This window comes from Streptomyces phaeolivaceus (assembly GCF_009184865.1).
Taxonomy (GTDB): domain Bacteria; phylum Actinomycetota; class Actinomycetes; order Streptomycetales; family Streptomycetaceae; genus Streptomyces; species Streptomyces phaeolivaceus.
In genome coordinates, this window is sequence record NZ_CP045096.1 from 1,796,113 (window position 1) to 1,821,638 (window position 25,526).

The window sequence follows — 25,526 nt, forward strand, 5'->3', positions numbered from 1 at the left end:
CGGTCCGGATTCCGGACACGCCGTGCCCCTGACAAGGCGCTGGGGGGAAGTATTCGGCCGTACCGCCGACCCACGCAAGGGTGCCTTTCGGCCTCTCGGAATCCAACCGGCGCGCCCTCCACGTCAGTTGATCTCACCAGGCCATATGTGCGGGTTATGTGTGAATGCTGAGCGGCTCCCGGTGTGACCGGCTGACGGGTCGTCGGAGCAGGCCGCAGGGCCCGGGAGCGTCGAGCACCACTATCGTCGGCCGCGGCGGAGGGCACCCTCCGAGGCGCCCGGTCGGAGTACCCGGGTCCACCGCCCGGGGGTGTCCGGAAATCATGCGTTGGGCCGTTCAGCCGTCCCCTCCGTCATCCGGGTCCCACGGCCCCCGCCCTCCCCACCGCCCCGTTCTCCCCGCCGTCCCGCCCTCCGCTCCCGTCAGCCGGGCTCGGGCAGTCCGAGGTGGGAGCGCAGGGTCGTGCCCCGGTACTCCGTTCGGAACACACCCCGCTCCTGGAGCAGCGGCACCACCCGGTCCACGAACTCGTCGAGCCCGCCGGGTGTCAGATGCGGTACGAGGACGAAGCCGTCGACGGCACCGGCCCGCACGCACTCCTCCAGCTCGGCGGCGACCTCCCCACTTCTCGACTTCGCTCGAAGCGGGGCGAACTCGATCTGCGAGCGCGACCGCGGATCCGCCCAGACGGTGGTGTTGTCGGCCCCGGGCAAGTGCGCCGCGAGACGCATCCGCACCACCTCCCCCGTCCGCACGGTCATGTCGCTCCCCCTCGTACGGTCATGTCGCGCGCCCTGCCGCTTTCCCGGCCGCGGTGTAACGGTTGCCGGGCCGGGCCAGGCCCAGGTGCTCGCGGAGCGTGCTGCCCGGATAGAAGGTGCGGAACAGTCCGCGGTGCTGGAGCAGCGCCACCGTCCCGTTGACGAGTCGTTCCAGGTCACGGCGTGGTTCGACGGGCACGAGATGGAAGCCGTCCACGGCCCCGGCCCGGTGCCAGGCGATGATCAGCTCGGCGAGGTCGACGGGTCCGCCCCGGTACAGCGGACCGTGCGCGGTCGGCCGCGGCCCTCCCCCGCCGTGCCCCGGCTCGGCCGCGTGCTCCCCACCGCCGAGGTCCACCCGGAGACTCACCAGCACCCGCAGCTCATCGGGGTCCCGCCCGGTCCGGGCCGCCGCGTCCCGCAGTTCCCTCCGTACGGCGTCGGCGTGGTCCGGGGTGGCCGCCCGTACGAGGGCGACGTCCGCGTGCGCGGCGGCGGTCGCCCGGCTCTCCCTCTCGGTCGCGTCGACGACCCGTACGGGATGCCCCTGGGGCGGCCGGGGCACGATCGAGGGACCCCGGACGGAGAAGCCGGCGCCCTCGACGCCCTCGAAGTCGACGTGATGGACCTTCCCCCGGTCGATGAACCGCCCGGTCCCGATGTCGCGGATCTCGGCGTCGTCCTCCCAGCTGTCCCACAACCGGGCGGCCACGTCGGCCACTTCACCGGCCTCGCGCCACAACGCGTCGGCGGGCGCGGCGGGCCGCCGGCCGAACAGCCGGGCCTCCGCCTCCGTGCCCGACACCTCGATCCACCACCCGGCGCGCCCCCGGCTGACCCAGTCGAGGGTCGCCACGGCGGCCTGCACATGGAACGGCTCGGTGTGTGTCGTCGTCACCGCCGGCACCAGCCCGACCCGCCCCGTCTCCGGCGCCACCCGCGCCAGCACCGCCAAGGCGTCCAGCCCCGGCCGCCCGAACGAGTCCCCGACCGTCACGAAGTCCAGCGCGCCCCGCTCCGCCAGCCGCCCCAGCTCCACGAACGCCCCGGCAGCACACACCGCCCGCTGATCAATGGCAGCGGCCAGATGCAACCGCCCCCGACCGTACGACGACCCCATCCCGACCAACCTCTCTCCACCACGAGAACCACCCGAACCACCCGAACCACACGCCCCACGGGACGCCTCTCAACACACCGCCAAAATCACCCAGAACCACCTCGAACGGACCGTCCCCACCCGCCCCTCACGCCACCGCGCGGCAGTCCAGGTCGCGCAGGAACGCGAGTACGGCCCGAGCCGTCGCGTCGTTCTGGCGGAAGGCGGGGCCGCCCGTGCGTGGCCGGGTGAAGGCGCCGGGGGTGCGGCTGTTGGTGTAGGGGCCGAGGGCGAAGCGCCGGGGGTGCGGGCGTCCGGCCCGGTCCAGTACCCGGCCGTCCGTGGGGTCGACGGCGACCAGCCCCTCCACCGTCTCGACGACGCCCCCCTCGTCGTACAGCTCGCGCAGCAACCCGTCCCGGACCCGCGCCACCGTCGGCTCCGGCAGCCGCGCCTCGACCAGCGCCCTCGCCTCGACCAGCGCCCCGGGCACGGTGACGCTCGACGCCCGGAACACCCCGTCCTCGGCGACCACTCGCATGTCCGCCCCGACGAAGTTCAGGAGGCCGGCCCGGGACAGCGCGAGCAGCTGCCGCAGCCGGGGTCCGGGCGGCCCGGAGGCGAGATAGCTGAAGAACCCGTGCCACCAGGTCCCGACGTCACCGAGCCGGATCAGCTGCCCGTAGACGGACAACAGCCCGAAGAAGACACCCAGGTCGGCGCTGAAGGACGGGTCGTGCCGGCGCGCCAGATCGCCCTCGACATAGCCCCGCAGCCCGTCCTGGAACTCCTCGTACGACCCGTACCGCGCCCCCTCCAACGGTCGGTCCAGTGCGGCCAGGTCCAGCCGGTCGGCCGCGTCCGGCACCGCCGACGCCACCAGCGCCGCCCGCTCCCCCGCGTCCACGACCGCCGCGTACTTCTCCTCGAAGTCCGCCCAGGCCATGGCGGTCCGCCCGGGATGGGCGTGGAACAGCCGGTGGTAGTGGGCGAACCCCAACTCCTTCTCCACCGACGGCCACACATCCCGCCGGAAGTCCAGCCGCCCGACCCGGTCCGCGCGTTCCAGCAGCTCGTCGACCTCGGCCGGCCCGAAGAACCTCGGCAGCGGCGGCCGTTCCCCCGCCAGGTCGTACCCGATCTTCGAGTGGTACGGCACCCCGCGCCGCGACCCGACGTGCAGCACCGGCTCCCGGCCGGAGGGGTGATACGTCAACTCCCCCTCGGGGTCCCCCTCGTACCGCCCGCCGCGCCCCTCCGTCAGCAGCACCACGAGGTCGACGAAGGCGAGCCCGAAGCCCCGTACGAGCACCGGTTCCCCGGGGGCCAGCGCGGACAGATCGCTGTCGGCGGTGAAGTCGGGCGGCAGATGGACCAGCCCATGGGTGCGGGCGTACTCGGCCAACTCCTTCTGTTCGTCGTCGAGTTCGGCGTCCAGATGACCGAGCGCGAGGACGACGAGATCCGCGAGCAGTGGCCGCGGGCGCCCTTCGAGCCACACCTGCTGACGTCCCTCGGGCGAACCACCGATCCGCAGCGCCCGCCGCGGATGATGGTGGACGACGACGCCCTCGGGCAGATCTGCCACGGCGCTCTCGTGCACCCAGCGCAGATACTCGCCCTGGATGCGCCGGTCCGGGAAGAATCTCCCGTCGAGCCCGGCCCACTCGTGCAGGGTGGGTCCTTCCCGTACGGGCCCGTCCATCCGCACCGTCTCGTCGGTGAACATGGTGACGTCCTCGGCCTGCGAGTTCATCCACAGCAGCGGCGACTGGTCCGCCCGCCAGATACGCCCGGCACCCGGCGGATGGGGATCGACGAGATGGATGTCGAAGCCCGCGCCCGCGTACAGCGCGCCCGCGTTGGCGGCGATCCGCTCGATGAGCCCGGTACCGCGCGGCCCGGCCCCGACGATCACCAAGGACGGCCGCACGGACAAGGAGGAAGAGGAAGACGGCATGCGAAAGGCTCCGTGATGTCCGAGTCGAACACGGGTGCCTTCACACAGAGCGCGTCCCTGCGCGTGAACATGGACGCGGGCGACCGAGCCCCTCAGCAGCGGTCTGTGCCGAGAGTACGGCGGTCTTTCCCCTCACTGTCAAGGTTGTCCGAACTGTGAGCGCTACGTCTCAAGTCGGTTGACTCACCATCGGATGCCTGTTCCACTTAATCCATGTATTCGCAGCAGTGGCTGGTCAAGCGCTCCCACATCGACTTCGGTCGAGTGTGGTCCTCCTCCTGTTGAGCTGACCCGACCCCACTGCGCGCCCCGATTCTCGAGGGGCGCCGTTCCTGTTCTCCCTCTTGGCCTTCACACGCGCCCCCTCCCCTCGCGTTCGCTCTTCTCCTCAGCAGTCACAGCCGCAGCACTCGCACGCCTCGCAGCAGTCGCAGTCCCGGCAGCAGCCCTCGCGCTTCTTCCGGGACCAGGGACCCTCGTACTCCTTCGCACAGCACATCTGGCAGGTGCAGCACAGCAGGGTGAACATCCCGCACCCCGCCCAGAACCCCCGCCGCCGCGGCGGCTGCGGCCCCGGCACCCCGCCGAAGCCACCGCCCCCGCCGGCACCGCCACCACCCCCGAAGGGGTTCCCACCACCTCCGGCGAACGGATTTCCGCCGCTTCCGGCATACGGATCACCCGCGCCGCCCGCGTACGGATTCCCCGGCACCGGAGCGCCCCCGTGCGGATGCGCCCCACCGTGCTGGTGTGACCCGCCCTGCTGATGCGCCGCGCACACCGGCACCGTCCCGAACGCCCGGTCCACCGACCTGCGCAGCTCGTGCACGAGCAGCAGATGGGCCAGCCTGCCGTCCACGAACTCGACCTCGCGCAGCGCGAGCCGGATGCCGTGCAGCGCGTCATCGGCGAGCCGCCGGGCCTCGGCCACCGGGGTCCCCGTGGCGGTCAGCGGATTCCACGCGCCGGCGGCGGCGTCGGCGGTCCGGTCCTCCACCGCGTCCAGCAGATGGGCGAGCCGTCCGAAGAGACGTCCGGCCTCGGCGAGCGGTGCGGCGTTCCCCGGCCGTCCGGCCAGGACCGCGGTGTGCGCGAAGGCCGCCGCGGTCGCCGTCTCGGTCGGCTCGGTGACCGTCAGCAGTGGGGTGCCGAGCCCGGCGAGCGCCTCGATACCGACCTGCCGGTCCACGGCCTCGACCAGCACCGCCGTGTCGAACCCGATGTCCGATCCGGTACGCGCCCCGGCGCGTCCCCAACTGGTCGCGACCCGGCGCGCGGCGCGCGCCACCGGCTTGCGCGCCAGCAGTCCGTCCCCGTCGGCCACATGGTCACGCACCTTGGCGGAGGCCAGCACCAGCGAGACGGCGGCGGCGAGCCGCGCGCCCTCGCCCCGGGCGACGGAGGCGGTCCGCATCCCGCGCAGCGGGCAGGGCCCGGCGGTGCGCCGCCCCTCCGTACCGCTCCCGGCCTGAGCCTCCGTCAGAACCGAGACCAGCAAACCGTCATAGTTGGTGACGACCCGGGCGAACTGCCCGTGGTCCCCACGCAGTGCGAGACAGAGTCCGCACAGATGCGCCATCCATTGCGCCCACAGCCCGTCGTCGAGCCGATGCCCGCAGGGCCTCACCATTCCGAACACGACACTCCCCCGTGTCTTCCCGTGCCTTCGTACACCCGTCGGCGTGGCCGCATCGTAGCCGCCGTAACGTTCACCCGGACGGCCCGCGACTCACCCAAACGCCGCGAACAATATTATTTCACTCTCTGTCAGCAGGTGTGTACAGCGGAGCCCTTGGGGCACATGGACTCTCGACGAATTCGTTCTGCACCAGTACCGTCACGAAACCCCCGTGCGGCGTCTATCCACTTGGCGAGACATCCGCATCATGGACGACGATAGGGATGCGGAAAGCACGAAAGACCGCTGCGAGAGGAGGCGTCCATGGGATCGGTGCGCAAGGCGAGTGCCTGGCTTGGCCTCGTCGACGACAACGATGACGAGCGTTACTACGACGACGACTACGCCGATGAGCGGGAGTCCGGCTCCGGCGAGGCCTGGGTCACCGACCCTCGCGTCAAGGTCGCGTCCGAGGCCGCGCAGGACCACGGCCGCCGGATCGGCACGGTCACGCCGGACAGCTTCCGTGACGCCCGGCACATCGGCGAGCTCTTCCGGGACGGCGTCCCGGTGATCATGAACCTCACCAACATGGAGTCCGCCGACGCCAAGCGGGTCGTCGACTTCGCGGCCGGCCTGATCTTCGGCCTGCGCGGTTCGATCGAGCGGGTCTCCAACCGTGTGTTCCTGCTGACCCCCGCCGACACAGAGATCATCAGCGGTGAGGTCGCGAGCCGTCCGGTGGACGGTTTCTTCAACCAGAGCTGAGGCAGGGCCGCACGTCGGCCCTGCCTCCGGCATCCGGGCGTACGACGCGGCTCACCGGAAGGCGTCGAGACCGGTGAGCGCCTTGCCCAGCACGAGTTGGTGCATCTCGACAGTGCCCTCGTAGGTGAGCACGGACTCCAGGTTCGTCGCGTGCCGCATCACCGGGTACTCCAGGGAGATCCCGTTCGCGCCGAGAATCGTGCGGGCGGTACGGCAGATCTCGATCGCCTCCCGTACGTTGTTCAGCTTGCCGAAACTGATCTGCTCGGGACGGAGCCGTCCCGCGTCCATCCGCCGCCCCAGATGGTGGGCGAGCAGAATCCCCTTGTGCAACTCGACCGCCATGTCGGCGAGTTTGGCCTGGGTGAGCTGAAATGCCCCGATCGGCTTCCCGAACTGTTCCCGTGTCCGCGCGTATTCAACGGCCGACTCGAAACACGCGCGCGCGGCTCCCATCGAGCCCCACACGATTCCGTAGCGGGCGTGCGAAAGACAACTCAGCGGACCTTTCAGCCCCTTGACCTCCGGCAGTACGGCGTCTCCGGGCAACCGCACGTCGTCCAGGACGAGTTCACTGGTGACGGAGGCGCGCAGGGACCACTTGTGCGTGATCTCCGGCGCGGAGAAGCCGGCGGTGTCGGTCGGTACGACGAACCCCCGGATGCCGTCCTCGGTCTGCGCCCATACGACGGCGACCCCGGCGACGGACCCGTTGGTGATCCACATCTTCCGCCCGTCGAGCACCCAGTCGCCGCCGTCCCGCTTGGCGTACGTCCGCATCGACGCCGGGTCGGAGCCGTGGTCGGGCTCGGTCAGCCCGAAGCACCCGATCACCTCGCCCGAGGCCATACGCGGCAGCCACGCCCGCTTCTGCTCCTCGCTGCCGAAGCGGTGGATGGCGTACATGGCGAGCGACCCCTGCACGGACACGAGCGAGCGGATGCCCGAGTCGGCGGCCTCCAGCTCCAGACAGGCGAGCCCGTACTGCACGGCACTCGCCCCCGCGCACCCGTACCCCTGGAGCGACATCCCGAGCGCCCCGAGCGCCCCCAACTCCCGCGCCAGCTCCCGGATCCCGGGCAGCTCCCCCCGCTCGTACCACTCGGCGACATACGGCAACACCCGATCCCCGGCCCACCTCCGCACGGTGTCCCGCACGGCGAGATCCTCGGGGTCGAGCAGATCGTCGAGGCCGAGGAAATCGGCAGGGTCGAAGCTCATGGGGTGCACCTCCGGCTCACAAAACTAGCGACGCTCACCACCGTACCCATCCGCCCGCTCAGCCGCTCCTGGCCCAGCCCCGGCAAAGGGTGCCGAAACAGCTCAGCGCACCGACTCCGCCCGCACAGGCGCAGCCGTCTTCGCCTCCCTCGGCCCCGGCACCTCCGCGGCAGCGCCCCCGCACTCCATCCCCCGAGGCAGCCGCAGCGCCATCACCGCGCCCAGCACCAGCAGCGCCGCGCTCACCAACAGCGTGACGTGCAGCCCGTGCACGAACGAGTCCCGGGCGGCGTGTCGCAGCGCCTCCCCCGAGGACCCGCCCAGCCGGTCCGCGACCTCGTACGCCTCCCCCAGCGAGTGCCCGGCGGCGGCGGACGCCGACGAGGGCACCCCCGGCACGGACGACAACCCGGGCGTGTACGCCGCGTTCATGACGCTGCCGAGGAGGGCGATCCCGATGCCGGCGCCCAGCTGGTAGGAGGTCTCGCCGATCGCCGCCGCCCCGCCCGCCGAGGACGCGGGCGCCTCGCTGAGCATCGACTCGTACGCCCCGAAGAGCGTCGTCTCCAGCCCGAAGCCGAGCAGTACGAACCCGGCGAGCAGCAGCCCCGCGTTGTCCTGGCGCCCCATCGCCGTCAGCAGGACGACGGCGAAGGCGGTGAGACAGAAGCCGAGGGAGACCATGCGGCGCGGCCCGAAGCGGTGCAGCAGATGGGAGCCGACGAGTCCGGCCGCCATCGCGGCGATGGTCAGCGGCAGCAGCCGTAGACCCGTCTCCAGCGGGGACAGGCCGAGGACCAGTTGCAGATACTGCGCGGCGATCAGTTCGAGACCCACCAGCGCGAGCATGGCGAGGACGATGCAGCCGACCGAGGTGCTGAACGCGGGGCGGGCGAACATCCGCAGGTCGACCAGGGGATGCGTCCGGCGCCGCTGCCGTCGTACGAACGCGGTCAGCAGCCCGCCGCCGCCGAGGAGGGCGAGCGCGGTGCCCGGGTCGAAGGGCGGGTGTCCGCTGCCGAGCCGCTTCACGGCGAGGACGACGCCGAAGAGGCCGACGGCCGCCATCAGGGCGCCGACCACGTCCCAGGGGCCGTCGCGGTCGCCCGTCGACTCGGGCAGCAGCAGCCGGCCGACGGGCAGGCTGACGAGCATCAGCGGGATGTTGACGAGGAAGACCGAGCCCCACCAGAAGTGCTCCAGCAGGAACCCGCCGAGCAGGGGGCCGACGGCCGCGCCGACGGCGGCGACCGCGCTCCAGACACCGATGGCGAGCGCCCGCTCGCGCCGGTCGGGGAAGACCTGCCGCAGGATCGACAGGGTCGCGGGCATGATCATCGCGCCGCCGACGCCGAGCAGGGCGCGGGCCGCGATCAGGACGTGCGGGCTGTCGGCGAAGGCCGCGAGGGCGGAGGCGACGCCGAAGAGGGCGTACCCGAGGAGGAGGATCCGTCTGCGGCCGACGCGGTCGCCGAGCGTGCCGAAGAGGATCAGCAGCGCGGCGCAGACCAGCGGGTAGACGTCGACGATCCAGAGCAGCTCGATGCCGCTCGGTTTGATGTCCTCGGTGACCGCGGGCACCGCCACGTGCAGCACGGTGGCGTCGACGGCGACCAGGAGCAGGCTCACGCAGAGGACGACGAGGACGACCCAGCGGCTAGGGCCCTTCTGATGAATCCCCGTGGAAGAAGGAGCGGCGTTCGGTGCCTGCGATCGGCGTGCGGTGTGAAGGGTCTTGTGGCGGAGCCACCTGGCCCTTCGCGCCGTGCGGCGAGCGTGCGTGCCGAACGCCGCGACGCCACGGAGATTCATCAGAAGGGCCCTGGCACCGGCCCCGGTGTCCCGACGGCGTGGTGCGGCGGCCGTGGGCGTCCCGGACATGTACGTACCTCCCAGATGCTCTCGCGTTCGGCGGAACCAGCGGGGTGGGGACTCCCCGGCTGCTACGGCCCGGGAGGAGCGGCGTCCCGGGCCCGCGCATCGAATGGCGAGCGAGCCGTCAGCGTACGCGAGTCCCGGCCGGTGAAAGGTGGCGGGTGTCTCATGGAACCCTCATGTGAGGTGTGGCATACGCCACGCGGGGTCCGTCACCGTCCCTCGCGGTCGCTCACCGACGACCACGTGACCGTTTCCCGGCCGGTTCCCGGCTCGGGCGGTGCTCCGCCGATAATCGAGCGCGTGACCGATCTTGTTACGCGCCCGGCGCCGCCTCTCCCGAGGCGGGCCGCCCCCGCGCTCCTCGGGTACGCCGCCGTGCGCGTCCTGGGCCTCGTCGCCCTCGCCGGGTGGAGCGCGGCGCGCGACAAGAGCGCCCTGACACTGCTGTCGGCCCGCTGGGACTCGCTCTGGTACACCCGTGTCGCCGAACTCGGTTACGGCTACGAGGTGCGGCTGCCGAACGGCGACGTCCACTCGAACCTGGCCTTCTTCCCGCTGCTGCCGTGGCTGGAGCGGGCGGTGTCGGCGGTGACCGGGCTGTCGTACGCCCACGCCGGTCTCGTCGTCGGCACGCTCGCCTCGCTCGCCGCGGCCTGGGGGATCTTCGCGGTCGCCGACCATGCGTACGGGCGCCGGGTCGGGGTGTGCGCGGTGCTGCTGTGGGCGGTGCTGCCGGTCGGGATCGTGCAGTCGATGGCGTACACGGAGGCGCTGTTCACCGCGCTGGCCGCGTGGTCGCTGTACGCGGTGCTGACCGGCCGCTGGGTGACGGCGGGCGCGCTGGCCGCGCTCGCCGGGCTGACCCGCCCGGTGGGGCTGGCGGTGGTCGCGGCGGTCTGGGCGGCGGCGATCGCGTCCTGCCTGCGGGAGCGGCGGCGGCGCGAACCCGCTCCCCCGTTCGCACGAAGACGGAGCGCGGAGGCATCGAGGGGCGCCCGGCTCCGGCCGCGCGCCCTCGGAATGACCCTGGCGCCCCTGGGGGCCGGTGGCTACGTCCTGTGGGTCGGCCATCGCACGGGCAAGGGCCCGCTGGGTTACCTCGACGTCCAGGCGGGGTGGCGCAACGGCTTCGACGGCGGGTACGCCTTCGCGCGTTTCGTCGCCGAAAAGTTCACGTCGTTTCCGTCGGTCCCGGCGGGTGTCGGACTGATCATCGGGGTGGCGTCGCTCGTCTGGCTGTACGTGGTGTGCGTAAGACAGGGACAGCCGCTGCCGTTGCTGGTCTACGCGGGGGCGGTCACCGCGCTGGCGCTGTGCGCGTCGAGCTACTTCGGCTCGAAGCCCCGGCTGCTGATGCCCGCCTTCCCGCTGCTGCTGCCCCTCGCCCGCGCCCTCGCCGGAGCGCGTACCCGCAGGTCAGCGGCGATTCTCGGCGTTGTCGCGGTGGCCTCGGCGGTCTACGGGGCGTTCTGGCTGAACGGCTCGGGTCCGCCCTGATCCGCTTGCCACGGAGGGCGAGCGGACGGGTAATTCCACGCAAGCATTCGGTGAACGAATTCAAAAGGGCCGCAAAACGGGTGCTCTCCATTAGGCCATGGAATTGAAGGCCGAGTGGCGCAACGATTCGTCATTCAGCAGAAATAAACATCAATCTGAGAGCAATCCCACATCACGGCGTCATCACAAAGCCGGTGATTCACGCCGCGTCGGAGCTCACTCGCTGTAACGTCGATTGAGTGCGTACCGAACTAAAGCCGACCCGTCTGGACCGGGTCTTCTCCAGGCTGGACCGTGAGCCGGAACGACCGGCCCACATCGATGTGCCGGTGATGACCAGGCACCGGGTGGTGCTCTTCGGCTCCACCCTGGCCTTCTACGTGGCCATCGTGTGGGCCGTCGTGATCACCTCGTGGCTGGTCCGGCTCGACTGGCAGATCATGTTCTTCCGGCCGTACCAGCAGTGGCAGCAGATCCACGCCTTCCTGGACTACTACGTCGTCCTGGGCCAGCGCGGCCCCACCGCCGTGATGGTCGCCGCCTGGCTGGGCTGGCGCTCGTGGAGACAGCACACCCTGCGCCCGATGCTGGCGCTCGGTGTCTCGCTGCTGTTGCTGAACATCACGGTCGGTGCCGCCAAGATCGGCATGGGCCGCCTCGGCCCGCACTACGCCACCGAGATCGGCTCCAACGAGATGTGGCTGGGCGGCGACATATTTCCTTCGGGACACACCGCCAACGCCGTGGTGACCTGGGGAATCCTGGCCTATCTGGCGTCGACGCCGAGGGCCAGGCGCTGGCTGTCCGCGCTGTCCGCCGTGATCTCGCTCGGCGTCGGCCTCACCACCGTCTACCTCGGTACGCACTGGTTGAGCGACGTCCTGCTGGGCTGGGCCGCCGGTCTGCTGATCATGCTGGCGCTGCCCTGGTTCGAGCCGCTGATCGCCCGCGCCGAGGCCTGGCTCTTCTCGCTGCGGGACTCCTGGCGCGACCGCCGTACGGCGCCCGTGCCGGCGACCGCGCCGACGCCCACCGCCGTGGGGACGGCCCCGCTGCGGGCGCCCGGCGAGGAGCCCGCGACCGTCCGGGAGACCGGTGTCGCGGCCCGTGCCGCGCACCCGCCGATCGTGCCGCTGCATCTGGCCCCCGGACCGCATCTGAGCAGGTCGGAGCGGGCCCCGGTGACCCCGACCGGCTCCCGCCGACCGCCCCACGCGGACCGGGTCGCGCACAACGCGACCTCGGCCCGACCGCTGGCGGGCGGCTGACACGAGACAGCGGGGCCGGTACGCACACTCCATGCCCCGCACGGCGAAGGCCCGGCTCCGAAGGGAGCCGGGCCTTCGCCCGTCCTGGATCCGACGACGCGCGGTTCAGCCCTTCCAGGCGCGCCTCACCCGGCCGTCCTCGACCTCCAGGTTCAGCCGCCCGAAGCGGTACTCCATGGTGACGATCGCGCCCGGCGGCAGCTTTCTGACCGTGGACCAGCCGCGTTCCGCGGCGCGGCGCTCGGCGTTCGGCGCCTCCAGACCGACGTAGGCGTCGGGGTCGTCCCGGGGCTCTTCGGAAGGGGTGGGAATGGGTGCCATGACCGCCACGGTAGGCGCCCGGAGGGCCCGCTGTCCTCCCGCAGTCACGCTTCTGTCACAGAACCACGACACCCGATTCGGCCCAACTCAGTCACACGTACGGGCGGTTCCTTACGCCTTACGCGCGCTGCCGAACACAATTCCCGGCCCCTTCGACACCATCGCGAATAGCCCGTCGGAATACGTGTCCGGGGCCGTGTGTCCGGTGCATGTCCAGCCTTTTCCCACCGATTCCCGGACGGCTCCCGGAAGCCCCCACCTCATGGGAAATACACGGTTCCCGCACACTTCCCCCCTACGCCCCTGTCGGAGCGAGCGGGGCCGCGCGTGTCATGACGTGCGCACGGGTCCAGGACGCGGCGGCGAAGGGGCGAGCGATGGGGACCGAGACCGTACAGGCGCCGGCACGACCCGTGCGGGCGAGGAAGCCGGGACGTGTCGTGGTCGACTGGCTGACCACCACGGACCACAAGAAGATCGGCCACCTCTATCTGGTCACGTCGTTCCTGTTCTTCCTGGCGGCCGGTCTGATGGCGCTGGTGATGCGCGCCGAGCTGGCCCGGCCGGGCACCCAGATCGTGGACAACACACAGTTCAACCAGTTGTTCACCCTGCACGGCACGATCATGCTGCTGCTCTTCGCGACACCGACCTTCGCCGGCTTCGCCAACGAGATCATGCCCTTGCAGATCGGCGCGCCCGATGTCGCCTTCCCCCGGCTGAACATGCTGTCGTACTGGCTGTTCCTGTTCGGCGGGCTGATCGTGATGGGCTCGCTGCTGGTGCCGTCGGGGCCCGCCGACTTCGGCTGGTTCGCCTACGCGCCGCTGAACAGTCTGGAGCGGTCGCCGGGGATCGGGGCCGACATGTGGATCATGGGGCTGGCCCTGGCCGGGTTCGGGACGATCCTCGGCGCGGTGAACTTCCTGACCACGATCGTCGGGATGCGCGCGCCCGGGATGACGATGTTCCGGATGCCGATCTTCACCTGGAACACGCTGTTCACGTCGATCCTGATCCTGATGGCGTTCCCGGTGCTCGCCGCCGCGCTGCTGGTCCTGGAGGCGGACCGGCGGTTCGGATCGCGGGTGTTCGACGCGGCCAACGGCGGGGCGCTGCTGTGGCAGCACCTGTTCTGGTTCTTCGGGCACCCGGAGGTCTACATCATCGCGCTGCCGTTCTTCGGGATCATCACGGAGATCATCCCGGTCTTCAGCCGCAAGCCGATCTTCGGCTATCTGACGCTGGTCGGGGCGACGATGGCGATCACCGGGCTGTCGATCGTGGTGTGGGCGCACCACATGTTCGCCACGGGCGCGGTGCTGCTGCCGTTCTTCTCGTTCATGAGCTTCCTGATCGCCGTGCCGACGGGCGTGAAGTTCTTCAACTGGACGGGGACGATGCTGAAGGGCTCGCTGTCGTTCGAGACACCGATGCTGTGGGCGACCGGCTTCCTGGTGTCGTTCCTGTTCGGCGGTCTGACCGGGGTGATCCTGGCGTCACCGCCGATGGACTTCCATGTCACGGACTCGTACTTCGTGGTCGCGCACTTCCACTACGTCGTCTTCGGCACGGTCGTCTTCGCCACCTTCGCCGGGTTCTCCTTCTGGTGGCCCAAGTTCACCGGGAAGATGCTCGACGAGCGGCTCGGCAAGATGCACTTCTGGACGCTGTTCGTCGGCTTCCACACCACGTTCCTGGTGCAGCACTGGCTGGGCGCCGAGGGCATGCCCCGGCGGTACGCGGACTATCTGGCCGCCGACGGCTTCACCGCGCTCAACACCGTCTCGACGATCGGCGCGTTCCTGCTGGGCCTGTCCACGCTGCCGTTCCTCTACAACGTCTGGAAGACGTCCCGGTACGGGGTGAAGGTCGACGTCGACGACCCCTGGGGGTACGGCCGGTCGCTGGAGTGGGCGACGTCGTGTCCGCCGCCCCGCCACAACTTCGTGACGCTGCCCCGGGTCCGCTCGGAGTCCCCGGCGTTCGACCTGCACCACCCGGCGTTCGCGGCGATCACGCCACCTCAGACCCGGAAGGGGCAGGAGGGGACACCGCATCCCCGGTTCGGTCAAGAGCGGCCGACAGGCGGTCCCGAAGGGTCCTGATCGTCTCCGTCAGCGCCTCCGGCTCGACGACCTCGAAGTCGACGCCGGTCATCATCACGTGGATGGCCATCACATCGAGGCTCGGGGCCCCGGTGCGCAGCAGACAGCTGTGCTCGTCGTAGGGCTCCAGGGTGCCCGCCGACGGCGAGACCCGCGCGGCGGCCTCCTGGAGGGGCACCAGCAGCCGTACGACGGCGTGCGAGGCGTACGCGCGCGTGGAGACGCCTCGGGAGACGTACGCGGCGAGGTCCTCGGCCGGTGGCTCGCGCGGGGTGAAGCGCGGGCCGTGCGGTGGCGTGGGCGTGACCCGGTCCACGCGGAAGGTGCGCCAGCCGGCCCGCTCGACGTCCCAGGCGACCAGGTACCAGCGGCGCTCGGTGCACACCAGGCGGTGCGGCTCGACGGTACGGCGGGTGGTGGCGCCGCCGTGGTCGCGGTACTCGAAGCGCAGCCGCTCGGCGTCCCGGCAGGCGTTCGCGAGTTCGGTGAGGACGGCCGGGTCGATCGTGGAGAGCTGGGGGCCGCGCAGCAGCGGCACGGTGAAGGCGTTCAGGGCGCTCACCCGGCGGCGCAGCCGGCTCGGCAGCACCTGTTCGAGTTTGGCGAGGGCGCGTACGGAGGACTCGCCGATGCCGTCGATGCCCTGCCCGGCGGCCGAGCGCAGGCCGACGGCCACCGCGACCGCCTCCTCGTCGTCGAGGAGCAGCGGCGGCAGTTCGGCACCGGCGCCGAGCTGGTAGCCGCCGCCGGTGCCGGGGCTGGCGTTGACCGGGTAGCCCAGCTCGCGCAGCCGGTCCACGTCCCGGCGGACCGTGCGCGCGGTCACGCCGAGCCGGCCGGCCAGCTCCGAGCCGGACCATTCGCGGTGGGACTGCAGGAGCGAGAGCAGCCGCAGCAGCCTTGCCGATGTCTCCAACATGGGGCGAGTCTGCCAGCCGTCGAGGACAGGGAGTGTCCTCGACGGCTGCGCCTCAGCTCACGGCGACGACCGTGACGGACAGGTCGTTGTGGGCCGTGTAGTACGGCTCGCCCTCCACCGCGCCCCGCCCGGACTCGGCGCGGGACCTGGGGTAGACGAAGACCGGGTGCTTGTCGACGACGTCGTCGAGCAGCCGCCCGATCCGCACCCTCGGACCGCTCTCCCCCCGGGGGCGCAGCCACAGGTCCCAGTGGCCGGGCGGCAGTTCGCCGTAGGCGACGGTGAAGCGGATGTCGCCCCGGTCGTCGTCGGCGGTGAGGTCGGCCCGCACCGCGGGGGCCACGCCGTTCTGGTCGGCGATCTCGGCGTACGCGTCGGGGGTGGGCTCGGCGCCGTACAGCCGGGCGGTCACCTCCAGCCGGCCTTCGCCTATATGGAGCGCGCCGGCCTCGGCGTGCGGGGAGCGCTCCCAGCAGCGGAGGGTGAGGTTGCCGTGCTTGGTGCCGTACGGGATGCGGACGACGATCCGGTCGGCGGTGGGGACGGGAGCGCGGTCGACGAGGGAGCGCAGGTCGTTGACGCCGGGCGACAGCCGCAGCGGTTCGCCGTCGGCGACCTGGAGGTGGACGTCCCAGTAGCCCTCGGGGAGGGCCACGCCGCCGGGCAGCGCGGCCCTCAGACGGCCGTCGCCGGCCGGGGTGAGGGGCAGGCGCACCTCCGGGTCGCCGTCGCGGGAGACGAGGACCAGGTGGGCGGGGCCGGGCTCGCCCAGGTCGGGGACCTCGAAGGTCAGGCCGCCCGCGAAGTCGGCCACGCAGTCGGCGCGCGGGGGCATCGCCCGGTCCTCCCGGTCGTCGCGGCGTGCGGGCTGTTGCGGAGCCAGCGTCATCATGCGGTGCGCCCCTTCTTGAAAGCGGTTCGTCCGGCATCCCGAACGGCGTACGCGCCACCGAGCAGGGCGCCGCGGGTGCGGTGCAGGGAGCCACGCATCCGGCCCACCGAGGAGGCGCCGCCGCGGGCGACGAGGCCGCCGAAGAGCGTCTCGTAGCGCTCGGCGATCCGGGCCGGGTCGAAGCGCTCGGAGTCCTCCAGCGCGGCGTGCGCCATCCGCTGCCGCTTGTCGTCGTCGTTGATGAGTTCCAACAGACCGCCGGCGATGGCCTTGACGTTGCCGACCTTGACCAGGCGGCCGTCGACGCCGTCGTCGATGATCTCGCCGGGCCCGTGCGGGCAGTTGGTGGAGACCACCGGCAGTCCGCAGCGCATGGCCTCGACGATGGTCATGCCGAACGACTCCAGGCTGGAGGTGACGGCCGCGATGGAGCCCTTGGCCCACTCGGGCTCGATGGGGTTGGCCGGGCCCATCAGATAGACATGGTTGTAGAGGCCCAACTTGTCGACGAGGGCGCGGAGTCTGTCCTTCTGCTTGCCGCCGCCGTAGATCCGCAGCCGCCAGTCGGGGCGCTCCTCGCGGACCTTGTCGAAGGCCTTGATGAGCAGGTCGTAGCGCTTCACGGGGGCGAGCCGCCCGGCGGCCACGACCCATTTGCCGGTGCCGTCGGCCGGGTCGATGCCGGGCGCGGGCACCGGGTTGGGCACGGCCCGCACCTGGACGCCGGGCAGCCGCATCTTCGCGCCGTACGCGCGCGCGTCGGCCTCGGTGGTCGTGGTGAGGGCGTCGAGCCTCGGGTAGACGCCGCGCAGGGTGGCGCGCAGGGCCGAGGAGTGGCTGTCGAGCGTCAGATGCTCCTGGCCGACCCGGATCGGGCCGCGACGTGCCTGCCGGGCCAGGTGCACGTTCAGCCCGGGGCGGGTGCCGACCAGGACGTCGGCGTCGACCGAGGCGAGGTGCTCGGCGATCCGCCGGTCGGTCAGGGCGCTGTACTGGTGGTGACGGCCCTCGGCGCGCGGGAAGACCTTGGCGGGACGCTCCAGGTCGGCGTGGCCCTTGTCGGCGCCGCCCTCCCGGATGTCGACCAGGCCGCGCAGCCGGACCTTCGGGCTCACGTCGAAGACGGGCTCGTCGCGGTGGCGGAAGACGGAGACGATCTCCACGTCGTGCTGTTCTGCCAGGGTGTTCGCAAGGTTGTACGTCGTGCGGATCGTCCCGCCGATCCCGTACGCGTTGTGTATGAGGAATGAAATGTGCATGCGTCCCCCGAACCCCCTGATTTCCCTGGTCATCCGCTGATTTCCCCGGTCATCCGTCAATGGCGGTGCTGGTCCACCGCCACACGCTTAGACCCGGCATCCCTGGGAATGGTTGGACTTCCACATCAACTTGTTCCGCAACGGTTGCCCGATCGATAGCCGCAGGAGGGAACCTGTTCGCCTCGAATCGCATCAGGGCCTGTAGGGGAGTTGGGGCACGTCGAAGCAGTTGTCGTTCATGTCCCCCTGGCTCAGCCACCCCTTCCCGTCCTGCCAGCGGGCCACCGACACACAGGTCCTGCGGGTCTTCGGGGGCTCGGCGAGCCGCTCGAAGCGGACCGGGACGAGCAGTCCGTCGGCGCTGTAGGGCTCGGCGCGGTTCATGAACCGGTCGACGCACGCGCGCGTGACGCCTTCCGGGGCCCCCGCGCAGGAGCGCGCCGCGTCCGTGAACCACATCGCGGCGGCCCAGCCCTCCAACTGCCACTGGGAATGGGTCTCCAGCCCCTTCGTGGCGTCCCGGAACTCCCGTACGGCCGCGTCGCCGTCGTCCGCGAAGTTGCGGCTGGAGCCGGTGGCCCACAGGGCGTTGCGGCAGCGCGGGGCGTCCTTGTAGTCCTCGGCGACCGAGGAGGTCCAGTTCTGGACGTTGGTGACCTTGGCGGTGATCTCGGCGCCCACGTCGTCCAGCGCCTCGCAGAGCCGGGCGTTGCCGTGCCCGTCGATGGCGTCGAAGACCAGGTCGGCGCCCTGCTCCTTGATGTCGGCCGCCGCCGCGCGGAAGTTGGGCAGCGCGAAGTCGACCTGCTCGGTGACGACCCGGTACCCCTCGGCCTTCAGCCCCTGGACGACCAGGCGGGCGTAGGCGGCCGACGCGGACTGGTTGTAGGAGACCACGGCGGCTGTGCGGGCGCCGTGCTCGCGCTCGAAGTAGCGGTACACCTCGGTGCCGCCGTACTGCTCCCCGTCCCAGCCGGTCGTGCCGTGTCGGGGCGCGAGGCTGCCGTAGACGCTGTACAGGTACGGATAGGTGTCGTACGCCGGGCCGATGGGCTGGCCGCCGATGTCGGGCACGCGCGCGCGTGCGACACGGGAGGCGCCCGCGTAGTCGAGGGCGGTGGTGGCGACCAGCGCCACCACGTCGTCCTCCTCGACGAGTTCGTGCACACACTCGTTGTTGCCGACGCCGCTGCCGCCGTCGTCGCACTCCCGGACCTCGACCCGGCGGCCGTCGACGCCACCGCGCGCGTTGAGCGCGGCGAACCAGGCCTTCGCCCCGTCGCGCGGCCCGGTGAACGCGGACCCGCCCACCGGGCTGGTGACGCTGGTGATGATCCCGACGCGCAGCGGCTCGGCGGTCGCCGGAGCCGTGGCCGCGGCGGTGTCCCGGCGCTCGAAGTCGCTCTCCGGGAGCCGGCTGCCGCAGGCCGTCGCCAGGAGCAGCAGCAGACCGGCGGCGGCCGTCTCAGCAGCCCGGACCCGGAGTCGCATCGCCGCTCAGCGCGACCAGTCCGCACAGCGTCTTGACCGACACCTTCCAGGTGCCGTCCTGCTCGACGGCCGTGCCCGCCGCGTCCGGCAGGGCCGTGGCACCCTCCAGGAGCAGCGTGTACGTCACATCGGCGCCGGTCGCGGAGGTAAAGGCGACCTTCTGGACCTCGGCCTCCACCTGCCCGCCGCGCTCGTCACCGCTGAAGGCCGCGAGGACCGGGCCCATCTCGTCGCCGTTCTCCAGAACGGCCTGCTTCTCCTCGGTGGAGGTGGAGGGGTCGAAGAACGTCTTCCAGTTCTGCTGGATCTCCTTCTCGGCCGCCGCGGTGTCCGCGGGCCCGCTCGCGGACGCGGTCGCGGACGTCGTCTCCTCGGCCGGTTCGCTCGCCGTCCGTTCCACGGAGGGGGTGGGCGGTGCCGTGTCGCCGCCGCCCCCGCTGTCGTCGCTGCACGCCGCGAGGGCCGGGGCGAGGAGAAGGACCAGGGCGGCGGCCAGCGCCGTACCCCGTCCCGCCGCCCCCGGACCGCGTCCCCGCCGTCCGTTCGCCCGCCTGAGGTCGCTCCCGAGAACCATCTGGCTCACCACCGGGTGTCGGTCCGGGCGGCACGCGCCCGGTTCTTTCAGGGTCAGCTTGCAGAAGGCATAGTGCAAGCCATCGGCAGGGTTGAAAAGCTGTCAGACACACGACGTGTGGGAGCCACGGATGCCCCGGATGCCCCGTATGCGGACAGCCCGACCGCCGACCGCCCGGCCCCGGACCGCGCACCCCGTCCTGTGGGCCGGCTGGGCCGCGCTCGCCGGGGGCGCGGTGCTGTGCGTGATCGGCTGGTACGGCGTCTCCGGCGAGCGGTTCGCCGAACGGCAGCTCCCCTACCTCGCCTCCTGCACGATCCCCGGCGCGGCACTGATCGTCGGGGGCGCGGTCCTCCTCGCCCACGTCCGCGACGCCCTGGCCGCCGCCCGGGTCGAGGAGCTGTACGGCCTGCTGGTCGCCGCCGAACCGGTCGACACCGCCGCCGGGTCCGGGCGGGCGGACGCGCCCCTCGCCGTCAGCGGCCGACTGCTGATGGTGCCCGGCGGCACGCTCTGGCACCGCGCGGACTGCCCGCTGGTGGCCGGCAAGGCGGAAGCGGTGCCGGTGGACTCCCGGGTGCTGACGAGCGGCGACCTGCGGCCCTGCCCGATCTGCGAGGCACCCGACCGGGACGACGACTCCACGGACTCCACGGACTGGTGGTGGTGACGGGCAGGGGCGGCCAGATCTCCCTGGGCCAGGCGGGATACGCGGGCCTCGGCGCCCTGTTCACGGCGCTCCTGACCGCCGGCCGCTTCCCCTTCCTCCCCGCGCTCCCCGAACTGGCCGCGCTCCTGGTGGCCGTGCTCCTGGTGGCCCCTCTCGGGCTGCTGACCGGCTGGCCCGCGATCAGCCGGCACGGTCTGGCCCTGGCCCTCGCCACGTTCGCCGTGGGCGTCGGCGTGAGCCGCTTCGTCTTCGCCCAGCCGTACGCCACGTCGGGGCTCACCGTCACACGTCCCCCGGGTTTCGAGGGCGACCGCGCGTACTACGTCCTGGAGTTGGTCCTTCTCTCCCTCGCCCTCCTCGCCGCCCACGCCCTGCGCCGGGGCCGCACGGGTCGGGCGCTGGCCGCGATGCGGGACCACGAGGCGGGGGCGTCGGCGGCGGGCGTGCGCGTCCCCTCGCTGAAACTGGCGGCGTTCGTGACGGGCGCCGCGCTCGCCGCGCTCGGCGGCGGGATGCTCGCCATGGGCGTCCGCGCGTTCGACCCCGCCGCCTACGATCCCGTCCGCGGCCTCCTCTGGTTCGCCGCGATCGTCGTCCTCGGCGCCGACAGCACCGTCGGCGCCCTGGCCGCAGCCGCCCTCCTCGTCGGCCTGGACGCCGGCACCAAGGGCGGAGTGGCAGCCGCGACCATCGGCCTCCTCGCCACCTTCCTGGGCCACTTCCCCACCGGCCCCTACGAGGCGGCACGGACACGGATCGCCCGTCTGCGGGCAGGGGCGGGGCCGCGTGGCGAACTGACGGCGAGGGGGAGACGGGCCCGGGAGAGGGTACGGACGGGGGCGAGGGCCGGGGCGGGGAGTGGGGGTCCGGCGGGGTTCGGCGGGGCGTGGGGGCCGAGGGAGACGGCGGGGCTGAACGGGGCGGTTGGGGTCGGGGGTGGGGTCGCGGTCGGGGGGAGCCTCCGCTCGGCGCGTGGCTCGGCAGGGGGGCGGTGGGGCGATGCGGAGACAGGGAAACTCGACCGCACCGAACCCGGTCCAGAGAAGCCCGACCCCACCGAACCCGGCGCAGGGAACCGCGGTACCGGGGCCGGCGAAGGAAAGCCCGGTGGGGAGCTGCCCGGCGCCCCGGGCCCGGCGGCCGTGGCCGACGCCGACACCGAACAGGCGCCCGACGCCCCCGTCGGCCCCCCGGCCCACCGCATCCCCCGCTCCCCCTCCCCCTCTCCCTCCCTCCAAGCGCGCAACCTCCACCTGCGCTACGGCGAGTTCACGGCTCTCGTTGGGGTCGATCTCGATGTCGTGCCCGGTCGGGTCGGTGCTGTCGTGGGGCCGAACGGGGCCGGGAAGAGCACCCTCTTCCACTGTCTCGCCGGGACGCTGCGGCCCGGGAGCGGTCGGGTGCGCCTGGGCGGGCGGGACGTGACACGGCTGGCCGCGCACGCCCGTACCCGGCTCGGAATCGCGCGGACGTTCCAACAGCTGGCGGTCTTCCCGTCGTTGAGCGTGGAGGAGAACGTCCGCGTCGGCGCCGAACAGGGACGGACCGCCGATCCCGGCGCCGTGGAACGGGCGTTGCGGCTGCTCGGGCTGGACGGCGCGGTGCGGACGGCACCGGCGGCCGGCCTGCCGACCGGAACACTGCGCCAGGTCGAGCTGGCGAGGGCGCTCGCCGGGAGCCCCCGCGTACTGCTGCTCGACGAACCCACCGCCGGACTCGACACCACCGAGGTCGCCGCCCTGGCCCGCGTGCTGCGCGCCCTCGCCGACGACGGCATGGCCCTGCTGGTCGTCGAGCACGACCTCGACCTCGTCGCGGACCTCGCGGACGTCGTGCACGTCATGGCGGGGGGCCGGATCGTCACCTCCGGCCCCGCCGACCACGTCCTGAGTCCGCCGGGCGCCCTCGGCCCGCCGGACCCGCTCGACCGGGCGGTCGAACGATGACCCTCCTCTCCCTGCGCGACGCCCGCGTCCGCTACGGCCCCCTGGAGGCCCTGCACGGCCTCACCCTCGCCGCCCCGGGCCCCGGCCTCACCGTGCTGCTCGGCCGCAACGGCTCCGGCCGTACGACCGCGCTGCGGGCCCTCGCCGGCACGGTCCCGCTCTCCGGCGGGGCCGTCGTGTGGGACGGGGCCGACGTCACCCGGACCCCCGCGTACGAACGGGCCCGGCGAGGCCTCGTCCTCGTACCGGAGCGCCGGGCCGTCTTCGGTTCGCTGACCGTGCGCGAGAACCTCGCACTCGCCGCGCCGGACCTGCCGTACGCCCTGGACGCCTTTCCGCCGCTCGAACCCCTGCTCGCGCGCCGCGCGGGCACCCTCTCCGGGGGCGAGCAGCGCATGCTCGCCCTCGCCCGTGCCCTGTCGGCCCGCGCGCGTGTGGTCCTCGTCGACGAGCCGACCCAGGGCATGTCACCGGCGGTCGCGGCCCGTACGTACGAGCTGCTGGGCCGCCTCGACGCGTGCGTGGTCGTCGCCGAGCAGCGGCTGCCGCCGGTGCTGCGGGGCGTACCGGGCGTACTCGTGTACGAACTCCGGCGCGGGGCACTGGCGTTCGCCGGTGAGGCGGTCGAACTCGCCTGATCCGTCGCGCCGCGTGTGCCCCGCCCGGCTCACCGACCAGGCGTCAGAGGTCAGAGGTCGAGGCGCTGCCCGGGGACGATCAGGTTGGGGTCGGCGCCGACGACGGCCCTGTTCGCGGCGTAGACCTGCCGCCAGGTGGTCCCGTGCCGGGTGGCGATGCCGCTCAGGGTGTCGCCCTGCCGGACGGTGTAGTCACCGCGGGACGCGCCGCGGTCCGGGTGGGCGGAGGGACGCGACGGCACCTTCGCGGGGGCCTGCCGCACGGATTCCCGAGCCTTGTCGGTCTTCCCGGACCCGGTGGAGGGCGCGGCCGGCGCGCCGCCGGAGGCTCCGGCGCGGCCGGAGCAGGTGGGCCACGCTCCCCAGCCCTGCGCGCGCTGCACCTTGGTGGCGACGGCGATCTGCTGGGACTTGGAGGCCTTGTCGGCCGTGGCCGCGTAGGCCGTGCCGCCGTAGGCGCGCCAGGTGGAGGCGGCGAACTGGAGTCCGCCGTAGTAGCCGTTGCCGGTGTTGATGTGCCAGTCGCCGCCGCTCTCGCACTTGGCGATGCGGTCCCACACCCCGCTGTCGGCCGCCGAGGCACTGCCGGTGACGGCCAGGAGCCCGAGCGGGGCGAGCAGTGCCGCCCCGGCGAGAACCGCCGCCGTACGCGTCCTGCGAGTGCCGCCGCGGGTGGTGTCGGCGCATCCACATCCAGGCATGAAGATCCCTCTCCACGGACCCGGGGTCCCCCGGGCGGGGCGCTTCCCGCGTACGGACGCGGGGGTCGCGCTCCGCCCCGTCCGCCGACGGTGGTGCTGCTGCGCGCTGTCTGGCTCTGCGCGGCCGGCGGACGTACCCGAGCGGTGCTCGTTGCACACGGCGGGGAATGTAGGGATGTTGACGGGCTGTCAGCAAGTAATCGCTTGTCATACGAGGCCAGTTCGCCGTTACCCCGAGTAGCGACGAGTTCCGGCCACCCACTTCATTCCCTGATTTCCGGATATGTCATCCAGGGCCCCTGTTGACCTGTGACCCACTTCACCGGGTCAACTTCGCCGGACCCTCGGGAAGTTGGCGCGGAGTAACCGATTCCGCCCACGGATTCACCCTGCGCCGCGGTTGGTTCGATTCCGTTCGTCATCGGGCGTGACTCCGGCCACAGATCGCCCGTTGTCTCTGCATGAGCCGGAACCTCCGCGCTCAGGGGCCGGGCGCCACCCGGCACCGACACGCACCGCATCCCGAGGAGCCACCCGTGCCGCGCATGCTCGAGGTCAGCGACGAGGTACGCGCCGAGATCGGCGACGAAGAAGCCGACCGGCTGCTCGCCGGAGAGAACGCCCCCGGCGGCTACGACTGCACGTCCTGCCGCACCCCCGGCGACTCCGAGCAGGAGCGCACCAGCACCGTCCTCTTCGTCGGCGACGAGACAGCCGTTCTCGCCTTCGCCCACGCCACCTGTCTGCCCTCCCAGGTCGTCCAGGTCACCGAGGAGCAGTTGCAGGGCGCCGCCCGATCCATCGCCGGGGACGCCCCGGCCGCCCAGGCCGCGCCCGAGCAGGCCGTACTCGGTGTCACCAGCGGACTGATCCTGCTCAGCGGCGAGTTGCACCCGGCGCTGGTCGTCGAGCCGACCGCCCCCATCGCCCGCCCGGGTACGACGGGGGTGGGCGACGACTTCCTGCCGCTACTCATCGAGCAGGGCTTCATGCCGCTCCCCCAGATCGACGCCGTACCGCCCGTGCTGCACGGCTGGTCCGTCCTGCTCGCCATGGGTCAGCTGCACGCCATCCTGCAGCCGGGGAGCACGGGCGGTTCGCCGGTCGCGTGGTGGCAGGCCCATCAGGCGCTCCAGGTCGCCGACGCGTGGCGGGCCGCCGCGAACAAGCATCAGCAGGTGCTGATGTTCGCGGCGCCGGTCGGGTCGATCGGGCGGCAGCCGCGGGAGGATCTGCTGCGTGACGCGCTCGACAAGGCCGCGGCGAACGGGAAGTTGGTGGCGGCCACGCTGCCGCTGGCCGGGACGTGATCGCTCCGCTCGGCGGGCCGTGACAACCCGCCGTAGCAATGCGGCTGGTCAGTCGGCTGCGGGTAGTTCGGGGCTTGTCGCGCGGTTCCCCGCGCCCCTGCGGGGCGCTCACCCACCCCGGAGGCTGAATGGTTGAGGTAGCGCATCTCTTGCCCCGTGGGGTCGTTGGCACAGACGTGCACGCATACGACGTACCTCGCCGCCAGTCCTACCAGTCGATCCCGTCCATGCGGCCGACTCAGGATCCGTCGGGCGGGCCCTCGGCCACGCCCATCTACGACTCGCTCTACGCGGAGTGGGTCAGGACCTACCGGACCCTGCCGGGCGACCGGCACGGGGAGGAGGAGTTGGGGTTCACCGGCTTCGGGACCCTGTCGCACGGCTCGGGCGGACATCGCACCACCGGGTCGTACGCCTCCGGCGCGTACGGCTCCGGCGCGTACGGCTCCCGGCACGCGGCTGGGCATCTCGCCACCCAGCGCGATCCCCAGCCCGGCCAGGCGCCCTCGACGGCGGCCGTGTGGCAGCCGGTCGGACGGATCCCCACCGGGCACACCGGGATGCACCACATCCCGTCCCCGCTGCCGCCGGGACCGCGCCGAGGCCTTTGAAGCGGGCACCTCGTA

The 25,526-nt window shown here is 72.1% G+C and carries 20 protein-coding genes and 2 pseudogenes; 9 read left to right on the plus strand and 13 right to left on the minus strand.

Annotated features, from left to right (window positions below; genetic code table 11):
* Window positions 1–423: 423 nt before the first annotated feature.
* From F9278_RS08495 to F9278_RS08510, 4 genes and pseudogenes are all read right to left on the minus strand, one after another.
* Window positions 424–618, minus strand: a pseudogene (locus F9278_RS08495) (F420-dependent methylene-tetrahydromethanopterin reductase); the annotation flags it as partial.
* A gap of 163 nt (window positions 619–781) precedes the next feature.
* Window positions 782–1,882 carry an LLM class flavin-dependent oxidoreductase gene (locus F9278_RS08500; RefSeq protein WP_152167748.1) on the minus strand — a complete coding sequence of 367 codons (1,101 nt, stop codon included), beginning with the start codon at window positions 1,880–1,882 and terminating at the stop codon, window positions 782–784.
* A gap of 127 nt (window positions 1,883–2,009) precedes the next feature.
* A complete protein-coding gene (locus F9278_RS08505; RefSeq protein WP_193241406.1) occupies window positions 2,010–3,821 on the minus strand; it encodes an FAD/NAD(P)-binding protein in 1,812 nt (603 codons plus the stop codon).
* A 388-nt stretch (window positions 3,822–4,209) separates the two neighbouring features.
* Complete coding sequence (locus F9278_RS08510) at window positions 4,210–5,460, minus strand: DUF5685 family protein (protein ID WP_152167749.1); 1,251 nt, start codon at window positions 5,458–5,460, stop codon at window positions 4,210–4,212.
* Between the two features lie 303 nt (window positions 5,461–5,763).
* Between F9278_RS08510 and F9278_RS08515 the strand changes: the two genes are divergently transcribed.
* Window positions 5,764–6,207, plus strand: a complete 444-nt coding sequence (locus tag F9278_RS08515; protein ID WP_152167750.1) for a cell division protein SepF — start codon at window positions 5,764–5,766, stop codon at window positions 6,205–6,207.
* Window positions 6,208–6,258: 51 nt separating this feature from the next.
* On the opposite strand, the gene F9278_RS08520 is transcribed toward F9278_RS08515, so the two are convergent.
* The gene (locus F9278_RS08520; RefSeq protein WP_152167751.1) at window positions 6,259–7,428 is read right to left on the minus strand and encodes an acyl-CoA dehydrogenase family protein; all 1,170 of its coding nucleotides are present in this window, start codon (window positions 7,426–7,428) and stop codon (window positions 6,259–6,261) included.
* A 102-nt stretch (window positions 7,429–7,530) separates the two neighbouring features.
* Window positions 7,531–9,105: an MFS transporter gene (locus F9278_RS08525; RefSeq protein WP_152173753.1), complete on the minus strand. Its 1,575-nt coding sequence runs from the start codon at window positions 9,103–9,105 to the stop codon at window positions 7,531–7,533.
* 501 nt (window positions 9,106–9,606) lie between these two features.
* On the opposite strand from F9278_RS08525, the gene F9278_RS08530 reads away from it, so the two are divergent.
* Together F9278_RS08530 and F9278_RS08535 are read left to right on the plus strand one after the other, a co-directional pair.
* Window positions 9,607–10,803, plus strand: coding sequence for a glycosyltransferase family 39 protein (locus F9278_RS08530; protein ID WP_152167752.1), 1,197 nt, complete (start codon window positions 9,607–9,609; stop codon window positions 10,801–10,803).
* Window positions 10,804–11,042: 239 nt separating this feature from the next.
* On the plus strand, window positions 11,043–12,071 hold the full coding sequence (locus tag F9278_RS08535; RefSeq protein WP_152167753.1) for a phosphatase PAP2 family protein: 1,029 nt from the start codon (window positions 11,043–11,045) through the stop codon (window positions 12,069–12,071).
* A 105-nt stretch (window positions 12,072–12,176) separates the two neighbouring features.
* On the opposite strand, the gene F9278_RS08540 is transcribed toward F9278_RS08535, so the two are convergent.
* Window positions 12,177–12,392: an I78 family peptidase inhibitor gene (locus F9278_RS08540; RefSeq protein WP_152167754.1), complete on the minus strand. Its 216-nt coding sequence runs from the start codon at window positions 12,390–12,392 to the stop codon at window positions 12,177–12,179.
* A 377-nt stretch (window positions 12,393–12,769) separates the two neighbouring features.
* On the opposite strand from F9278_RS08540, the gene ctaD reads away from it, so the two are divergent.
* The gene (gene ctaD / locus F9278_RS08545; protein WP_152167755.1) at window positions 12,770–14,500 is read left to right on the plus strand and encodes an aa3-type cytochrome oxidase subunit I; all 1,731 of its coding nucleotides are present in this window, start codon (window positions 12,770–12,772) and stop codon (window positions 14,498–14,500) included.
* On the opposite strand, the gene F9278_RS08550 is transcribed toward ctaD, so the two are convergent.
* The 5 genes from F9278_RS08550 to F9278_RS08570 form a co-directional block, all read right to left on the minus strand.
* Window positions 14,409–15,419: a helix-turn-helix transcriptional regulator gene (locus F9278_RS08550; protein ID WP_152167756.1), complete on the minus strand. Its 1,011-nt coding sequence runs from the start codon at window positions 15,417–15,419 to the stop codon at window positions 14,409–14,411. The two genes, ctaD and F9278_RS08550, sit on opposite strands and share 92 nt — an antisense overlap.
* A 52-nt stretch (window positions 15,420–15,471) precedes the next feature.
* Window positions 15,472–16,311, minus strand: coding sequence for a hypothetical protein (locus F9278_RS08555; RefSeq protein ID WP_319023104.1), 840 nt, complete (start codon window positions 16,309–16,311; stop codon window positions 15,472–15,474).
* Window positions 16,308–17,570 (minus strand): glycosyltransferase family 4 protein, encoded by a 1,263-nt coding sequence (locus tag F9278_RS08560; protein ID WP_152167757.1) that lies wholly within the window; start codon window positions 17,568–17,570, stop codon window positions 16,308–16,310. Before F9278_RS08560 ends, F9278_RS08555 begins: the two co-directional genes overlap by 4 nt.
* A gap of 192 nt (window positions 17,571–17,762) precedes the next feature.
* Complete coding sequence (locus tag F9278_RS08565; protein ID WP_152167758.1) at window positions 17,763–19,061, minus strand: ABC transporter substrate-binding protein; 1,299 nt, start codon at window positions 19,059–19,061, stop codon at window positions 17,763–17,765.
* Window positions 19,036–19,635, minus strand: coding sequence for a hypothetical protein (locus F9278_RS08570; RefSeq protein ID WP_226966673.1), 600 nt, complete (start codon window positions 19,633–19,635; stop codon window positions 19,036–19,038). Before F9278_RS08570 ends, F9278_RS08565 begins: the two co-directional genes overlap by 26 nt.
* Before the next feature lie 148 nt (window positions 19,636–19,783).
* On the opposite strand from F9278_RS08570, the gene F9278_RS08575 reads away from it, so the two are divergent.
* The 3 genes and pseudogenes from F9278_RS08575 (at window position 19,784) to F9278_RS08585 (ending at window position 22,889) form a co-directional block, all read left to right on the plus strand.
* Window positions 19,784–20,305 (plus strand): hypothetical protein, encoded by a 522-nt coding sequence (locus tag F9278_RS08575; protein WP_152167759.1) that lies wholly within the window; start codon window positions 19,784–19,786, stop codon window positions 20,303–20,305.
* A pseudogene (locus F9278_RS08580) lies at window positions 20,284–22,251 on the plus strand (branched-chain amino acid ABC transporter ATP-binding protein/permease); the annotation flags it as partial. The gene F9278_RS08575 and the pseudogene F9278_RS08580, both read left to right, overlap by 22 nt.
* Complete coding sequence (locus tag F9278_RS08585) at window positions 22,248–22,889, plus strand: ATP-binding cassette domain-containing protein (protein WP_152167760.1); 642 nt, start codon at window positions 22,248–22,250, stop codon at window positions 22,887–22,889. The pseudogene F9278_RS08580 and the gene F9278_RS08585, both read left to right, overlap by 4 nt.
* A gap of 50 nt (window positions 22,890–22,939) precedes the next feature.
* On the opposite strand, the gene F9278_RS08590 is transcribed toward F9278_RS08585, so the two are convergent.
* Window positions 22,940–23,590, minus strand: a complete 651-nt coding sequence (locus tag F9278_RS08590) for a LysM peptidoglycan-binding domain-containing protein (RefSeq protein ID WP_152167761.1) — start codon at window positions 23,588–23,590, stop codon at window positions 22,940–22,942.
* A 536-nt stretch (window positions 23,591–24,126) separates the two neighbouring features.
* Between F9278_RS08590 and F9278_RS08595 the strand changes: the two genes are divergently transcribed.
* Entirely contained in the window at window positions 24,127–24,900 is a 774-nt protein-coding gene (locus tag F9278_RS08595) for a hypothetical protein (protein ID WP_152167762.1), read from the plus strand.
* A 227-nt stretch (window positions 24,901–25,127) separates the two neighbouring features.
* Entirely contained in the window at window positions 25,128–25,511 is a 384-nt protein-coding gene (locus F9278_RS08600) for a hypothetical protein (protein ID WP_152167763.1), read from the plus strand.
* Window positions 25,512–25,526 lie beyond the last annotated feature (15 nt).

Bases quoted from the DNA above. Each gene is read 5' to 3' on its own strand.
- F9278_RS08500 (WP_152167748.1), bottom strand. From the start codon at position 1,882: ATGGGGTCGTCGTACGGTCGGGGGCGGTTGCATCTGGCCGCTGCCATT.
- F9278_RS08505 (WP_193241406.1), bottom strand. From the start codon at position 3,821: ATGCCGTCTTCCTCTTCCTCCTTGTCCGTGCGGCCGTCCTTGGTGATC.
- F9278_RS08515 (WP_152167750.1), top strand. From the start codon at position 5,764: ATGGGATCGGTGCGCAAGGCGAGTGCCTGGCTTGGCCTCGTCGACGAC.
- F9278_RS08520 (WP_152167751.1), bottom strand. From the start codon at position 7,428: ATGAGCTTCGACCCTGCCGATTTCCTCGGCCTCGACGATCTGCTCGAC.
- F9278_RS08540 (WP_152167754.1), bottom strand. From the start codon at position 12,392: ATGGCACCCATTCCCACCCCTTCCGAAGAGCCCCGGGACGACCCCGAC.
- ctaD (WP_152167755.1), top strand. From the start codon at position 12,770: ATGGGGACCGAGACCGTACAGGCGCCGGCACGACCCGTGCGGGCGAGG.
- F9278_RS08550 (WP_152167756.1), bottom strand. From the start codon at position 15,419: ATGTTGGAGACATCGGCAAGGCTGCTGCGGCTGCTCTCGCTCCTGCAG.
- F9278_RS08555 (WP_319023104.1), bottom strand. From the start codon at position 16,311: ATGATGACGCTGGCTCCGCAACAGCCCGCACGCCGCGACGACCGGGAG.
- F9278_RS08560 (WP_152167757.1), bottom strand. From the start codon at position 17,570: ATGCACATTTCATTCCTCATACACAACGCGTACGGGATCGGCGGGACG.
- F9278_RS08565 (WP_152167758.1), bottom strand. From the start codon at position 19,061: ATGCGACTCCGGGTCCGGGCTGCTGAGACGGCCGCCGCCGGTCTGCTG.
- F9278_RS08570 (WP_226966673.1), bottom strand. From the start codon at position 19,635: ATGGTTCTCGGGAGCGACCTCAGGCGGGCGAACGGACGGCGGGGACGC.
- F9278_RS08575 (WP_152167759.1), top strand. From the start codon at position 19,784: ATGCGGACAGCCCGACCGCCGACCGCCCGGCCCCGGACCGCGCACCCC.
- F9278_RS08585 (WP_152167760.1), top strand. From the start codon at position 22,248: ATGACCCTCCTCTCCCTGCGCGACGCCCGCGTCCGCTACGGCCCCCTG.
- F9278_RS08590 (WP_152167761.1), bottom strand. From the start codon at position 23,590: ATGCCTGGATGTGGATGCGCCGACACCACCCGCGGCGGCACTCGCAGG.
- F9278_RS08600 (WP_152167763.1), top strand. From the start codon at position 25,128: ATGCGGCCGACTCAGGATCCGTCGGGCGGGCCCTCGGCCACGCCCATC.